This is a genomic window from Mucilaginibacter sp. PAMB04168 (assembly GCF_039634365.2).
In the GTDB taxonomy this organism is placed as follows: Bacteria; Bacteroidota; Bacteroidia; order Sphingobacteriales; family Sphingobacteriaceae; genus Mucilaginibacter.
Window position 1 is genome coordinate 5,200,455 of sequence record NZ_CP155079.2, and the last position, 15,570, is coordinate 5,216,024.

Genomic DNA, 15,570 nt, shown 5'->3' on the forward strand with positions numbered 1-15,570 from the left:
GACAAGGTTTTTAAGCTGTTATGCTAATCAGGCACTTCCAATTACTTTTAAACTAATATCAGCGAATTCCTTGATAAATGTTTGCGTTACCCCCAGTAAAGTGAGTATCTCATCGGATACAGTGGCTTTGGAAAGCGCCGGTTGTACAATATAGATCTCAAACTCAACCGGAATTTCATTTTTCATAACGCTTTCCAGCTTAGCCAAGTCCGCCTTACTCCCCTTTTCTAAGCGGCTCCGGGTTGACCCATTCCTGGTCTTCGTTTCCCGTCTGAGTAAGTGACCGATGAAATCTTTACCTCCCTTATGCTTCCAGTGAACAGACTTTTGTGCCTGTCCGCAAACTTCATAGAAGTTAGTGATCTGGTTGCTGGTATTACCTCCGGCGGCATACTTCAGGTGATAGAGCTTGATCTGAATCTTATCATGCTCCTGTTTGATGGCAATCACATCAGCTATCTCTCCTGAATAATCATCATCATATACAAATTCAAAATGCTGAGCCTTCAGTTCCTGGATAACTTTATATTGGATGGAATCGGTTTTTAGCGGATGCACATGCTGAGACTCGTTGGCCAGGTTTACGCCTGTCCAATCCCACGTAAGAATATCTGCTTTGGCGAACAGCCCGATCTGCTGCTTTAGTTCAACAAATTCGTTACCGGTAAGTGCAGACCCGTCCGCAAACCAGATCGTTGGGATGTATTTGGAGAAGAAAGCATCTGCAGGAATATTCTGGCTCCCAAATTCCACGGTAACATCATCTGGGGTCAGCTTTATTATTTTAAAATCCGCATACTCATCATCTCCTGATTTGGTTTTGAACAGCTGCATCTCGAATGTCGCCTTTCGATCTTCAGCTGATAGGGAGAACTTCAGCGGTCCGCCTGCTTTAGGTTCAGTCAGGCATAACTCAATGGATGACATATCATAGCGGAAACCGTTGATATAAAACCGATACTTAGTTTCTGTTTCCAGGTACATATCCACGTCCCAGTCGATCCAAACCGGAAACCGGTTAGGCACCTCCGTTACTAGTTCTGGGATTAGAGTCTCTTTTAGAATTTGATTAGGATCGATTGTTTCGTCGATCAGTTTTTTTCCCATTGCTTTGCACCAATCCCGGTACGACTTGAGGTCACCTTTCAATTTTGTCCAAATGCGGCCTTTATAAGATGCACCAACATTCACCGCCTCTCCGGCTTCATAACCATTACCCATCACAAAAGCCTTCTCACCGCGTTCTTTCTCGGCTAAAGATAGTGCTTCGCCAACATCACTGCCGACCATCATGCGGAAGCGGATATTCTTGCCGAGGAACTGCCGTAAGCCAACATTCTGCAATTTAACCCGCTTGATATTGTAAAAGGATCGGAATACATTGATGCCTCTGACCATTTCAGCATTATCTCCAATGATTGCCTTGGCTAATCCGTCGTAAAGGCTGCCGTTATCTGAGCTGTTAATAAATAACAGGTTTGTTTGGGTATCCCAAAAGATGACGATCATGTCCCACTGCACATCATAGAAATCTTTGTGTTTGATCCACTCTACCGACTGCTGTCGTCCGGTAATAATGACCAGTACTTTCTCTTTTTCATTCAGTTTGTGGAATTTAAAATCAAATTCTTCATACCCTTTAATACCCGTATGGAAGTTTGATGGGAACCACCCTTCGGTTTTATTTTTATAAGCTACTGTACTTAGTTTGGCCACAATGTTTTGAAAGGGAATGTTGAGCTCGCTCAGATTTTGAAAACCCTCCATGAAATCCTTGAATTCAACTTGCTCGTTGATGCGTTCATAACTGGTGTCGGAAAGTATTTCATTCCAGTCCGCATCTTCTGCGTAGAGTTCTTCCAGCTCTGCCCTCACATTCAAGTCTGCTATGTTGGCGATGAATGACGCTTCCCCCAGTTCTTCATCATATTTCGTACGCGTAAACCGGCCAGCAAACTGTAACGTGATAGGCAAGCTACGGCGAATGTCATGGAAAGCAGCGACTTTGAGTTCCGGCAGGTCAAATCCTTCACCCAACATATCTACGCAGACAATTATTTTAGCTTCCTTCTTAAGAATTTGTTCATAGACCGCGGCAAAATTGGGGGAACCGGAATAAATAAACACAGGCTTCAGATCTGCTTCACCTTCATAGAGTTTAAATATTTTCTCTGCTCTGGCCTTGGTGGCACAGCGGGCCATCAGTATATGATTAAAGCCATTCTGATGATCCTCACGAAGTCGTTTAACCGCCAGGTGAGCTATTTGCTGATCCGCTTTATCACCGTCATATTCGCGAACCGCTATAAATTTGATTTTTTTATAATACCCTTGTTGCTGGGCCAATTTCAAAGGAAAATTTGATATGATCTTACCATCGAGCCGCTGGCCATCATTTCGGAACGGTGTTGCCGTAAACTGAACAGCTTTTACGTCCGGAAAATGCTTTCGAAACGTATCCCAGGTATGTGCCTTCACGTGATGCGCCTCGTCAATAAATATGTGGCTAAATAGTTCAGCAATCTGCTTTTGATCATCGATGGATTGAGCTGTTAACCAAGCCATCGTGGTTACCACCACATTGCAGCGATTCAAGAATTCAGTCATTTCTGCGCTAGTTCTGAAACGGTTCTTGATAACCCCAACCAAGGGATACAGGCAATCTTCACTGACAACTCCAAATTGTTTCAATAAGCCGAGCGATATAAATTTAGCAGCGATCTGCTCCCGTAACGAATCAGATGGGACAGTGACCAGTAATCGCTCGCATTTAAAAGCCACCAGAGCCGAAAGCATAGTTTCTGTTTTACCAGTACCGGTTGGCATGACCACGGTGCCGCCCTCCATCGGCATCCTGAGATGCCCCATCAACGAATGCAAGGCGGATAGCTGGGGAGCCCGCAATCCCGGCTCTGCAAGTGCAGGATCTTCTTCCTTATATGCAAAACTGTTTTTCCAGGATCCAATGACATCAACTCGAGTATGTTCTTTTAACTTAGGATGCCTAATCCAATTTTTTAATTGAACAGTAGCGTTCTCTAATTTTGATTTTTTCGGAATAATGTTCGTCCGGATAGCATAAGTGCAGTCGTCAGGAAGTGCCTCTGGTTTACTGGTTAGATAAAGTTCTTGTGACCCAAATTCAATAACTGTGTGGTGCGTACCCGTTATTTTAACGCTCAATTCAAGGTCTTGAGACGGAGTTATTAATTGAATGATTTCGTTTTTACTACCGCTCGCTTTATAAAGAGTCTTTACCAGTGAAGGAATTTGTAAGGTCATTAGATAGATTTAGCTTAGGTTATTTTTTGAAATTGAATTATGAAACTTAACAAAATGCGTTTTGGAATGCGTAAACTTATTAGCGGAAAAGTTGCAACCCGGCAATGTAACAACACTCATCCAATTTAGTAAGATCATGAAAATCACCTTCCAATCGTCTAATAAGTATAATTTATATATACTGCTAGTAGCCAATCAATGTGTATGATACAGAAAGTTTTTTGATGACAGGTACTACATGCTTTGAAAAGTTTTCATTCACTGATAATCGCTCATTCTGCTTAATTACACTTACATGCTAATCGTTCAACATATTCCTTATTACCTCCGGAGCTGATGTAATAGCAGCCTCCTTGGGTACCTAGATAAAGTTGTTGTCCGCTCTTGTAGGTACCGCATCTTGAATCTCCGGTTGACGTTGAAGGCTTACTTCCGTCTGATTTTGAACAATTGAAATTTAAGCATGCCAAAAACAGTAAGGCGGTAATAAATTTTTTCATGAATTGCTTTGTGCTTGTAAACGAATCAAATTTATATTGCTTTATTGTAATAAAACTACGGGAAACCGTATTGCCCTCTAGACACGGCAAAATAGCAGATATCGGTTTTTGATGATTTCTTTAAACCGCAACTGATTGGTAAGGAGCAACTGTTATGTACTAAAGCTTCGTATAAGAAATTACCGGGACAAGCCTCGTTACAGCGGTGGAGTTTATTATATTTTTTTTACCGGTGTAAACTGATTTAATAATTAACTGAATGGTGTCACCCTTCTGAAGTTCAACTGGATCTATGGATAGGTCTTCTTCCTGGCCATAAAGGTCACTTGCAATTAATTCACCTACCGTATTGCTATTATGAAGGACTACAATATTCTTTATCCGGTTAAAGCTGTTCCACTTAAACAGGGTTTTGTTATACCCATTTTTGATCTTAAAACCTGTAAGCATCAATCGGGGCAATTCATCAGCGCCCTCTTTATTGAAAACAAAAGATACATAATTGGTATCTGCAGACGAGCGGAACATCCATGCGGTATCATCCAAACTATCCAATAGATTGTCTGCCGTGTAACTATAGGTTAGATAAGCTGGCAGTGGCTCGCTGGAGGTAACGGAAACCCACGGCGTGGCCAATCTAGATTCCCGTGTTTGAACTTCTGCTTCCGCCTTGACCGGTTTGTTTACCGATACCGCCACTTGTATAAATATAGCCAGGATTGCCAGGGTCACCCAGGTGATCTTCATATTAAGGTGGAATTTTTTCCTGGCTACCCAACTCCCGCAAACCAAACCGGCGAAGACGCCTAAGATTGCCCACATCAGTGCAGGCGGAGTCGCTTTGCTAAACATTAAGGCATTTTCTAGGAAAAGAAAAACGGATACCGCGACGTACCCGAGCGGTCTGTTAATGATGATCAAAACAATAATTACAAACACGATCCAACCTGCAGCCTTGTTGTTTTTTTGTGGCTGTGGAAGTGCATTACCAGTTTTAAATTGCGGTTTGGCAGGTCTGATGGTCTTACTGTAGGCTGACGCCGGGGGTGTATACTTCATATGATCTAGATAAAGAATGCTAACGATCAAATTTTCTCGGTTCTTTTAATAATCCGCATGGCTAAGAATACTCCTCCGAATAACAAAAAGGCAGCAAATACAAAGGCCAGATAATTGTGAGGTAGCCCATAAGAAAGCGTATTAAATCCGAGGTGGATGCTCAGCCATCCGGGAGATTGTATCAGGGCTGCGAGAATGAACCTAATGATCATAAAGTAGACCGCACCGATGCCTGCATACTTCATCAGCGTAGTAGCAACAGCTCTGCGGGGGTAAACTGCCATTAAACGGACCGGTATGAATAATTCTGCATCAATTGAAGTAACGACCAGTTCTGTTTGATATACTTGTCCTTTGACCAGTTTTATGGAATCAATTTCAAGAAAAATGGGTAACGATACTTCCTGCTTAAAACTATTAAACTGAATTTCGCTTTGATTGATGCCTACACCTTCAATTGTGTCTTTCAAACTTATCTGGCATTTAAGAACACCGGTATGTCGAAGCTGGATTACAACCGCATGCTGAAGAGGCTTTGATGCCTCCAGCTTGGTTAAATCTATTTCCTTGGTCTCTGACAGCAATTGTACCTGATCTACCGAGGGGTCAATAATTCGAATGAGGCGCTGTACGGCCGCTTGTTTCTTGTCCCGGCTGTTCAGACCTTCGTAATTCGAAATTATTTTTAACGCATCGTTCAATTCCACTGTCCAAGCACTTCTTCTAATTGACTCAAACCAGACTTGTAATTGCTTATTCTTAATGAAAAGATAAAAGTGCTCCCTAAACTCGAAATCCGTCTGTAGTAATGTCACCAACGCTGACGGATCCTTCACTAAGCGTTCGCCAAAATAGATCGGATATTTTGGATCGACCTTGAACGCAAACCTGAGAAAATCATTATACTCCTGACCTTCGTCAAGCGCACCAGCCAGGTCTGGGGCAGTCTCTTCAATCCATATTTGTAAGTAGCCGGCTGTAAATTGAGCGGCAACGCGTTCGTAAAAAGCATAGTCATTATAGGCAATATTAAGTAGAGCCTTCACGTTCTCTGCCTTGGCCTGTCCGATCCTATACGGCAAGGTCGGGTTAAGGTGATAGCTTAGGCGAAGATACCTTCTGCTGATGACCGTCTCCTTATTCAAAATATCGATCAGTTCCATGGTTTGATCGGTATCTACCAGCTTTCGGACATCCTCCTTGAACAGGATAGCATCTTCCAGATACGCTTCACTTTTGACGGGATGGTCAAAAAGGACCTCACCAAATTTTCTGAGGGAATAACATTTAAAACCAAAAACGATCGTAAAAGCACCAGAGGTTGGTTCGACATATCCAGAATAGCTTTTAAATGCCTGTACCAGAATTTGCTTTCTGAACTGGTCTTCTGACAGGCCTAACCTTTCACAATCCTGTACGAACAAACCAAAATAAGGGTAATCCTCAGCACCCTGCTGCCGGTTGATCACCTCCAGCACCTGGCTGGAAAAGATCTTGCTTTCCTCCTGCGTCATAGTTACCGGAATTCAATAATTGCACGGTTGACAATCACCCAGCTTTGATCGGAATCTTTACTGAGCGTGCCCTTTTGAACAGTAACAATTCGGCTATTCGGTTGCACCTGGTTACGGATTTCGCAGGCGTTAGCCAAATATTCATAATTTTGTAAAGCATATTTCTGAGCCTTTAGATCTTCTGTTATAGCATAAGTCGCCTGTTCACCCAAAAATTCTAACTGATAGGTTTGTTCTCCATTCTGCTGGTCCCGCATGATCGCTAAACTGAAACCACCATTTCGGGTATCACTGTATTTGGCATATCTGATTACCGTAGCCGGAGCTTCTACCTCCGCTGAATGCTGCCCGCCATCCAGTGTTAAAGGAGGGAGGTCGCTCTTCCGCTCGATTGGCCATTCAACTACTTTGCTCCCTGTAGAGGCAGCTTCCTGCAATCTGTCTTCCACCGACTTCATGAATTGCTCATGATCCTTCAGCATCTTTAACCTGAAAGTTTCCGTAGCTTCCTTTAATTCAACGATCCTCCTTTGGATACTACTGATATCTGGTTCATAATTAAACGTCCGTACTTCTTTCTGTTTGGATCGGGCAGGCTTTTTTGTCACGGCAAAGAAGCTAATGATGATTGCGATAGCACTCAGGGCAATGCTGAAATAAGGTGGTATATTTTCCATAAAACTGGTCTTTTGAATAGGTGATAAAGAGGATTGGAAACTTGTAGTCTCCGGAGCCATAGCTGATGACTCGGGAACTGTGTCGGCTTGGGGTAACTGGCTACTGTCAACCATAACTGCCGATGGCTGCGATTTGTGAAGTACGGGTGTTGATTGTTGCTTACCCTGAACCGGCACATTAACGAGCGTAACCATGGCATGTTCATATGCAGGGAATCCAGGTAACTTTAGACGGTAGGCCTTGGCTTGAGGCGAAATGATATCTTTCCAGATGAGCGCTTTGAGCTGCTGGAGGTCTTCCTTATCCTTAACGGTCTTTTGTCTCCACTTCCGTACTTTCTCAACAATCCCTTGAAATTTTTTATTGGCTAACTGGGACTCGAGACAAACGTAATTGTCACTGCTACAATTGATTTTGTAATTTACATCAGCCGAAATCCTAATGTCTGTTACCAGAAATTTAGCGGATGTCTTAATCATTTCAAACTTGGTATGTTCCAGGTCTTGTCCCAGTAGTGCTATCGGCCATAACAATAGTAATAAAAGCGCTTTCTTCATGTTAAACACTTTTTTCTTTAATCGCTTCATGAGCAATAAATTTGGACATTTCGATCAGCGAGGTGTTAAAAGCAAAAAAGAACGGTGAATCATTTACCGGGCTTTGCATGTCTTTCTCCTCCAGTGCTGATTTATAGCTATTTCTCAGTGTACCTGTGAGGAGATAGCTTTCAGGCTGCTTAGGGTCGATGAAGAATGAGCGGTATTTGGCCAGATTATTAATATTTAAGGACCTTTCACAACCTTTAATAATATCTGCATTTCCAAAGAAAAGATCCAGAAAATGTACCGCGTTTGCCAGAACACTTTTGTATTCCTCCCCCGGCTCTAAAAAATCATTATAGATACTTTGACCACTTTTCAAAAGAGATGGGTCGAGTAAACCCAAATAGATTTCCGTCTCAGTCCGGATGGTCATTTCATCCTTACTTTGGAAAGAGTGGTCATCCTCAAAAATATTGGTTACATCCTTTTTTAACGGTTTGGCAGCGTATATAACCGCTCCTTGGGCTGTGATCTCCTTGGGCTTAGGATCCTGTTGTATCTGGAACGCCTCATTTGCCGGCAGGGACGAAAAAAGTTTTAGTGCCTTCACCGTGAACATTTTTAAATGCTCCTTGGAATCAAAGATCAAAGAAATATACTCGCTGCCTTTACCGGAAAAGCTCAGTGTTTTCGGCAAGGCCAGAGGTTTTTGCTTGCAGCTCTGCGCAACATAGTACAGTAAGGACGTGTAATGAAGCAGCAAAGGAATTTTTAGCTCTTTACATTCGGAAAAGATCTGTTTAAAATTATAGTCTTTTTCACCAAAAAGATAACTTACAACATCTTCTGTGCGATTGTTCTTTTCCTTCAGTATGTTTTTTAGTTTCTCATGGTTGTTTTTGTTTTTTGATTCCAGTAGATGAAGGAAAAACAGTACAAAACCATTATCCTGCGGATCGAAATCATCAGACACGCTTCCCCATAGTTGCTTACCTGCAAACTTAATGGAGTTACAATAACAAAGAAGTACTTTTTCCTCCCTTTCATTAATGTTGTTCACCAGCACAATGTCTGAGGTACCGCCGCCGACATCGATATTGCAGTAAATATCATGTTTAATACTGCTGTCCGTCTTCTGCAATTTGTAATAGGGTGCAATAGATTCCGTCACCTCGACCAGACGTTCATTAGGATCGTCACTACCGCCAGAAATATTGAAGATAGCATTCATCTCCTCTGAAAAGTACCCCATCAAATCCTTTTTTAGAGTGCTGTCCATGCTGGTAGGATAGGACATCGCAATTTTTAACAGGTCCAGATTGCAGGTTGGCTTATTATTCAGCAGTGCATGGCTTCTGATCATCAGTAATAATTGCCTGAAAAAAGCTTTGACCCTGTTCTGCTTCTCAACATCATTCAGGTTGGACTCCAACTGCCATTTTAGGTCTGTTTGATATCCTTCATTGAAGACTAAAATGTCTCTATCGATACTGAACCCGATATTGATTTCACTGAACAGGTTTGGCCGGGCGTTTTCCTTGAAAGATCTGCTTTCAAATGTCGCTGTCCGGAAAGGAAATACAGTAGTCGCACCTTTATGCCGGCCCACTTGGAATGGCGCGAACTCCCTAAGCGAAATTACCTTCGCCGCATCCACATCTGCACCAAAGGCTGTATAATCCTTATAATCCACAGCGCCATCCTGTTCACTAATGGTCTGCGGCTTGTTCAGCATTGTCATGAACATATTGCCATCATTAATCTCGAATGGCTTGATCTCAACAGCCTTGTGATCCCTCACGTAAGCATACTCGATATGCGTATTAGAAGTGCCGAAGTCTATTGCATAAACATATTCCTCCGTGCCATTAGATGCTGGTTTGAATTTGGGGATGATCAGGCCGCTTTGACTGCCACTGTTTTTATTGAATAATAACTGTATTAGTTCAAATGACTCCCTGACCTGGTAATATGTGGTTTTCATATTCAGATCACCGTAATTTGACCGGTTCAAAGGTTGTGAGGGAACGGTATCGATGCCCGTTTTCTTCAGAAAACGCAGGCCGGAAAGTGGATCACCGTCATTCGTTTTTTCATAAGAGGCTACGGTATAACTGTTAATATATTTTAAATGAGTTTCCTCCGCCCGGATAAACGGAAAAATGCCCAGAATTCCCTGATAGGCTACAAAAGGATATTTTTCCCGATCTTCTTCACTACCAGCTACTGGGTCTTTTTTATAAGTCTGCTTAAGTGTAATGGTCCGCTTCTGCATCGTTGGGCCTGTGATTGGTATCTCCAGTTGTACAGTGAGCTCAGGCTCCGCACCGACGTAAGGCAGACGGCGGCTGACTTTGACATACCGGCTCAACATTTCCACTGGAAAGAACTGGAAAAAGAGGGGCTTGAGTGGCAGGAGAAAATTCTGCCCCTCGATCAGGGTCTCAAAGCGTTCGCCGTCCAGTTCATATCCAGGTAAGGTTACCAGGCTTTTCTCAAAGATATCAAATTTAGACAGGAACGGGTACTGGATACTGTCGATACCTGGAAGCTCCCGGGTTCTGATCTCTTCGATCGTTGTTTCCGGATAGGCCAGCCCGCTCACCATGATCTTGTTTGACCAAAGGTTGGAGGGTGATGTATATTGGCCGTCCATATCCATATTGCTGTACAAGAACAGCGGCGTAAGCCCTTTTCCTAAATATGGTGAACCTGCTGGCAGGTCGAGTTTGAAATCACTGGCACGGTCAATCTTGGTCTGATAGTCCGCCGCACTGATCTGCTGGATGCGTACCCCGCCAGCGGTTAAAGGAATGTCAGTCCCGAAATAGATATCCTGGAGTTCTACGGCAGGTGTGTCGAACCTCCCAGGATCGGCCCGCTCGTGCTGCTTACGGGTATTGATCACATACTCATGGAAAGCTTCAAAAGAATGAATCGCCCCCGACTGTCTCATCAATTCCTCGACGAACCAAATGAACGAAGCATCGCGTTCATGCAGCTGTTTATAATGGCCAGCAAACAATGGCTCATTGCTGGTTAGTCCATAGATATTGCGGAAAGCTTTTTCAGCCTTTTTTCGTCTAAAATTGGGAGATGTAAACACGAAAGTGAAAGGTGAAGTCCCGCCAATCAGGATCTCTTTATGTCCTTCTTTATAATAAATAAGCGTGATTTCCAGCTTTTGGCTGAATTGTTTTTGTGAGGCGGCTTGCCTGAATGACTCATGTAGCAACTGATGCCCATGATCTCTGCCGAAAAATTGAGGATTTGAAGGATCGAAAGACCATTTCTCAAACCGGAACAAATTGCTATTGGACCCGCTTTTATACAAAAGTTCCAGCAAATCCAAAGATTCAGACACCAGGCCGGCATAGATCCCCTTGCTTGTCGAGCTGTCTGTTGTTGCCATCAGCTGATATGCTGTCTTGAACAGAAACATTCTAGCAACGGGCGTTGGGATAGATGACCCCGCTGATGATGACAACACGTCAGTTTTATCTTTGACGGCAATGATATCCGTTGAAGTTATTTTTGATGATGGTTTCCAATGCAGTATATTACTGCTGGATCCTTTATGAAATCTGAAGATATGTGGCATGGTAATGATTAAGGTAATTGTCCAAGTGCGGTTAAACATTCATTGGCTGTTTTATACAACATGTTCATGTATTTCAGCGGCACAGCCAGATCCTTCGGTTCACTTGTTTCGATGGAGTTTAGGTGCTCTGCAACTTTTTTCAGGCTTAACCCCTTACTGAGCCAGCTGGTCTTAATTTCTTTACCAATCACCAGGTTATTCAGGTGTTCAGGGTCACGGAAATTGAAAGACTGAAAAGCTCGGCCATTGTCAGCACTGCTCATTTCTTCAGCGCTCCACTGCTTGAACTCTTCAAAAAAGGTCAAAAGCTTATGGTATTCATTGGGTATCCCCATGGCCGCGGCAATATTGAGCTCTTTGGCTTTGTAAAATGTATTATCGGTAAGTTGCGGAATCATTTTTGTGGCGATTTGAGCCGCATATGCGAAGCGGATCATTGGACCAATCAACTGTTCCTTAGTCGGCAAGCTAAAATGACTGATGTTCATCGGATTGATATCCCCTTCCACGCCAAATTCGTAGCATCGGTTTTCTTCCAACTCAATGTCAGCTTTTCCGATAAAGTCGATTGCCGCACTGGCTGCCAGCAATTCAACCACGTGACCATTATTGATCTGTTCCCGGCCACCTTCTACATTTGGCAAGGTACCTGACTGATTATGGTCGGCTATGTAATACAGCGCGTTGATTGAGCTGATTGCATCATCATTTGCATAGTAGGACAACGCAGCCTTAGTCTTCGTATTGAAAAGCGAGGAATTGATCGCACTACCTTCATTAGAATCGACGTTAAAGTAAGGCATGACGGTGATTGCGCCTAACTTGGCCCTGGCAAGGTTTGGGTTTTTAGATTGACGGATCAGATTGACGAGCGTCGGAAATCCGGAAGACCCTGTTCCACCGAAAATGGAACTGATGATGAAGACCCGATCCTGATCTGTAAAGCTGCTTTCTAGGTTCTTAAACTGCTGAGAGTTTTTCAGATCATTAAAGACTACACTGCCGATATTAGGATTCCCTTTGAAGCCTACGGTGAGATTTAAGTATAACTCCGGAAAATCCTGATCATTCGCCGAATCGTTATACATCAATTCCAGCACATCCTTATTTACCTGGCTTAAGCCGTTATAATTTACAAATTTGGCGAACGTGTCATTGTTATTCTGAAAATCGAACTGCAAGTCAATATCCGCAGCATCTGTTGATCCTGCCTCCAATCTGCTGAACGATTTGATCTTGGTGTTAAAGAAGGTATCCGTTCTTGAAGTGGCACCGGGATCAATGAAGGTTTTCCGGATAGCATAGTAATTGCGGAATACCTCTCGGGTTCTTGCTGTATCTCCATTGTGCGCGTCCATGTCAATGATCACAGGAACCACTTCCAGTGATGGGTTATCAAACTTGACACCACTGGCCATTAACATAGCTAATGACCGCAGTACCCTGGATCCGGTACCGCCTATTCCAAATATAAATACACGCATAGCTTAAAAAGGGGTTCTTTTGGAGTATATAGAGAAGTTCTTGAATAAAAAGGAAAGAGCAATAAAGAAAACCGCCGCATACAATGCGTTGAATAAGGCAAACCGGATTAGATAGCCATCCACAAGACCCAGTGTTCCTTTTGCAGATAGGAAAGCAAGTACAAAGCCGGTCACTGCGCAGAAAACGATGGTTCCCCCCCAATGAACATTATTAAACCAGATCATTCGCCACCGGCCCAGCGCTACATAGAACAACAGACAAAATATTACTGCAGCCAGAAAAGTCAGCAATCCTACCGAACTGAATATCTGTTCTTCGTAGGCCGGAAAATCCGGATTTGAACCACAAACGATCTCATAGATCGTAGAAAAGAGAGAAGATAACATACTTATTTATTTAACTGAATCGAGAATTCGAGATAGTTTTTATTTCTAGTTTCATAAGCCTCCTTCACCCCTTCGATCAGATATTTAAAAGCAAAGGTTTGAGGATTGTGGGGGTCCAGGAAGCGGTCATCATCTATCGACCAGGACTGATACCAGCTATCATATTGTAAGGGTAGACTCAAAGTGATTCTGGCATTGGACAGGGTCTGGGAACCCACCGAGAAAAGCAGGACATGGCTTGCTCGTTCGATCACACTCATCTGCTGATCACCTGCTATCTTTGAACGGTCGAAATCCTCTTTTTTAACAATTTTGACTGCGGCTGAACAACCTTTTAAAGTCAGCTGTACATTTTTGTTAAAATAGCTGGTTTGCTGTACATAACCCGGTAGTGTACTTAGATCCACTGCGACCGCAAAACGCAGCGAATCTTTTGAAGGAATCTCTACATCCTTTAGGATTGAATCCACACCATCTTTCTTCCACGAACCATGTTTTCCGGCACTATAGAATAGGTCAAACCGGTTGACCGTACTATCCAGCAGTCCGAAATGAAGTGCCTGAAGCGGCTGAAAGCTGGAAATATCGGTTAGCTGTTTCTCAAAATCCTTCAGTACATCTCTGTGACCAATCACCCAAATATAGAACGGGCGGGGAGTACCATTCAGTTTCGTTTTGACGTTACGATAATCGTAATAGGTACCGTAAAATTTAGACGTGAAGGCAAAAATACTGACTGCCTGCCCCCTTTTTTTGAGCTCCGCAAAGGTGGAAAAGATATTATTCTTGAGTGCTCCGGGAGCTGCATCCCGGTTGATTTCAGGGTTGGCTTTGATTGCGGCATCGGGAAAGGACAGGATGCAGTCAGAAACTAAAAATGATACATGACTGGAGTCAGTATTAGCAGCAATTGAACTAAGGAATTTATGTAGCTGCGAACTCCTAGAAACGGCCGGCCTGGTGATGGCGATGTCTGTACTGAACTTTTCGACACTGTTTTTATACCGTACCGGTGAATCTGCCAAAAAATAGATTTGTACTGGTTTTATGTTTTTGTCCACCTTTATGGCCAGATCCGAAATGATATTTTTGAACTCAGCATTTTTTAAATAATAGCCGCCCATACTAGCCGATGTTTCTAGGTAAATATTAACGCCGGTTATAACGCGCTTAACCGGGCATCCATCAGGTGTTTTTGCATAAACATATCGGCAGCTATCGATAGCGTCGGCCTTGCCGTCCTTGTCTGAATCGACCACTTTTTTTGTGGTACACGAATACAGCAGAAGTAAACAACCGAATATAAGGCTGAGAAGAAATGAATTTAGCTTAAACATGGCAATGCTGAATTGTGATTAGGTTTAGGGTATTTTATTCGTGATTGTTTCATATGTCCGGAATAGTCAGTAGGCATAATCATCTGTTAACTGTTTACACTTAATACTCCAATTTGCAAGGTGTTTTCCCTGTCTTTTTTGCTTTTTCTACAGTCGTTTTCCGAATGCGGTACGAACAATTGCTCAGTCCCCGGCAGGTCTGACTGTTGTGGTATCTTTTGGCATTTGGACTATCGCATATATAGACCGATGCTGAATCAGTACACGCGCCGTTTGCAAAGCCCAGGTACAAATAGATAATCAATGTTTTCATGCTTCTAGTGCATCGCCGGAACTTCATCACTATCAGGCAAAGACTTCCTATCCGGCCAACTAATTAAAAAGCGCTCCGCTATATCTCCTGCACCGATGACGTCTCCGCCCGGTAAGATCATAGCTTTACCATTGATTGCGCAATCGATGATCTGATAGCCACCACGGCAATTTAAAAAGCGGTATCTGAAGGCGGTGAGACCTTGCCATAACCCTCGTTCCTGGGTAACGCTGTATACATGCCGGGAACAACTCGTCCTAAAAAGGCATTTTCTTCTTTGATCTTTAGGAATGGCCAGCCAGTAAAACCGGATAAAAAGCATCAATAGATGTTTCATGTACCTACTCTGCTGAAGATAACCATCTGATAAGATGACATATATCCTGGCTTGGCTCCAATGCCAAAACATCCGTCATCAGGTTGGATGAACGTCGACACACTTTCCAGCCGGATGTACTCCCATCCATCGGTGGTGTACTTGGTAATAAGCGTTTCCAGCTGTTCTGCTACAGTGTTGCCGGACTCTTTTTGCTGATTTAATGTCGCCGTAAAAGGGACTACTTTATATTGCATACTGGCAGGCTTAGCTTTTATGACAGGTAGGTGAACAGAAATAGCAACCATCTACTTTGACGTAGTGATTTTTTGCTGCAGATACCGCGCTTGCACAGGTATGGTATTCTCCCAAATAAATTCTATTAGCTGATAATGGTAAGAACCGGCAGTTCTCGTCATGCACTTCATGGTCGCCGTTGGCTTGCGCCTGTGTATTTACGTAATATTTTTTCATTGTTTTGGCTACTATTAATACCCAAAAGTAGATACCCTGAGTACTGCTATTTTACGGGAAACCGTAACCAATGAAATTTCTGT

11 protein-coding genes are annotated in these 15,570 nt (G+C 43.0%); all 11 read right to left on the bottom strand.

The genetic code is table 11. From position 1 onward, the window contains the following. Nucleotides 1-27 precede the first annotated feature (27 nt). The 11 genes from ABDD94_RS21855 to ABDD94_RS21905 all read right to left on the bottom strand — a co-directional run bounded on the left by ABDD94_RS21855 (nt 28) and on the right by ABDD94_RS21905 (nt 15,487). Nucleotides 28-3,282, bottom strand: a complete 3,255-nt coding sequence (locus ABDD94_RS21855) for a DEAD/DEAH box helicase family protein (protein ID WP_345954017.1) — start codon at nt 3,280-3,282, stop codon at nt 28-30. Nucleotides 3,283-3,941: 659 nt separating this feature from the next. Further along, the gene (locus ABDD94_RS21860) at nt 3,942-4,841 is read right to left on the bottom strand and encodes a hypothetical protein (RefSeq protein ID WP_345954018.1); all 900 of its coding nucleotides are present in this window, start codon (nt 4,839-4,841) and stop codon (nt 3,942-3,944) included. Between the two features lie 26 nt (nt 4,842-4,867). Continuing rightward, nucleotides 4,868-6,355 carry a hypothetical protein gene (locus ABDD94_RS21865; RefSeq protein WP_345954019.1) on the bottom strand — a complete coding sequence of 496 codons (1,488 nt, stop codon included), beginning with the start codon at nt 6,353-6,355 and terminating at the stop codon, nt 4,868-4,870. A 2-nt stretch (nt 6,356-6,357) separates the two neighbouring features. Further along, a complete protein-coding gene (locus ABDD94_RS21870) occupies nt 6,358-7,620 on the bottom strand; it encodes a hypothetical protein (protein WP_345954020.1) in 1,263 nt (420 codons plus the stop codon). After that, entirely contained in the window at nt 7,592-11,176 is a 3,585-nt protein-coding gene (locus tag ABDD94_RS21875) for a hypothetical protein (protein ID WP_345954021.1), read from the bottom strand. The genes ABDD94_RS21870 and ABDD94_RS21875 overlap by 29 nt, the downstream gene beginning before the upstream one ends. An 8-nt stretch (nt 11,177-11,184) precedes the next feature. Then, a complete protein-coding gene (locus ABDD94_RS21880; RefSeq protein WP_345954022.1) occupies nt 11,185-12,660 on the bottom strand; it encodes a hypothetical protein in 1,476 nt (491 codons plus the stop codon). A gap of 3 nt (nt 12,661-12,663) precedes the next feature. After that, nucleotides 12,664-13,047, bottom strand: coding sequence for a hypothetical protein (locus ABDD94_RS21885; protein ID WP_345954023.1), 384 nt, complete (start codon nt 13,045-13,047; stop codon nt 12,664-12,666). A 2-nt stretch (nt 13,048-13,049) separates the two neighbouring features. Further along, nucleotides 13,050-14,306, bottom strand: a complete 1,257-nt coding sequence (locus tag ABDD94_RS21890) for a hypothetical protein (RefSeq protein ID WP_345954024.1) — start codon at nt 14,304-14,306, stop codon at nt 13,050-13,052. 395 nt (nt 14,307-14,701) lie between these two features. Then, complete coding sequence (gene yidD, locus ABDD94_RS21895) at nt 14,702-15,034, bottom strand: membrane protein insertion efficiency factor YidD (RefSeq protein WP_345954025.1); 333 nt, start codon at nt 15,032-15,034, stop codon at nt 14,702-14,704. Next, nucleotides 15,031-15,270 carry a hypothetical protein gene (locus tag ABDD94_RS21900; RefSeq protein WP_345954026.1) on the bottom strand — a complete coding sequence of 80 codons (240 nt, stop codon included), beginning with the start codon at nt 15,268-15,270 and terminating at the stop codon, nt 15,031-15,033. Before ABDD94_RS21900 ends, yidD begins: the two co-directional genes overlap by 4 nt. A gap of 10 nt (nt 15,271-15,280) precedes the next feature. Further along, the gene (locus ABDD94_RS21905; RefSeq protein WP_345954027.1) at nt 15,281-15,487 is read right to left on the bottom strand and encodes a hypothetical protein; all 207 of its coding nucleotides are present in this window, start codon (nt 15,485-15,487) and stop codon (nt 15,281-15,283) included. Between the last annotated feature and the right edge of the window lie 83 nt (nt 15,488-15,570).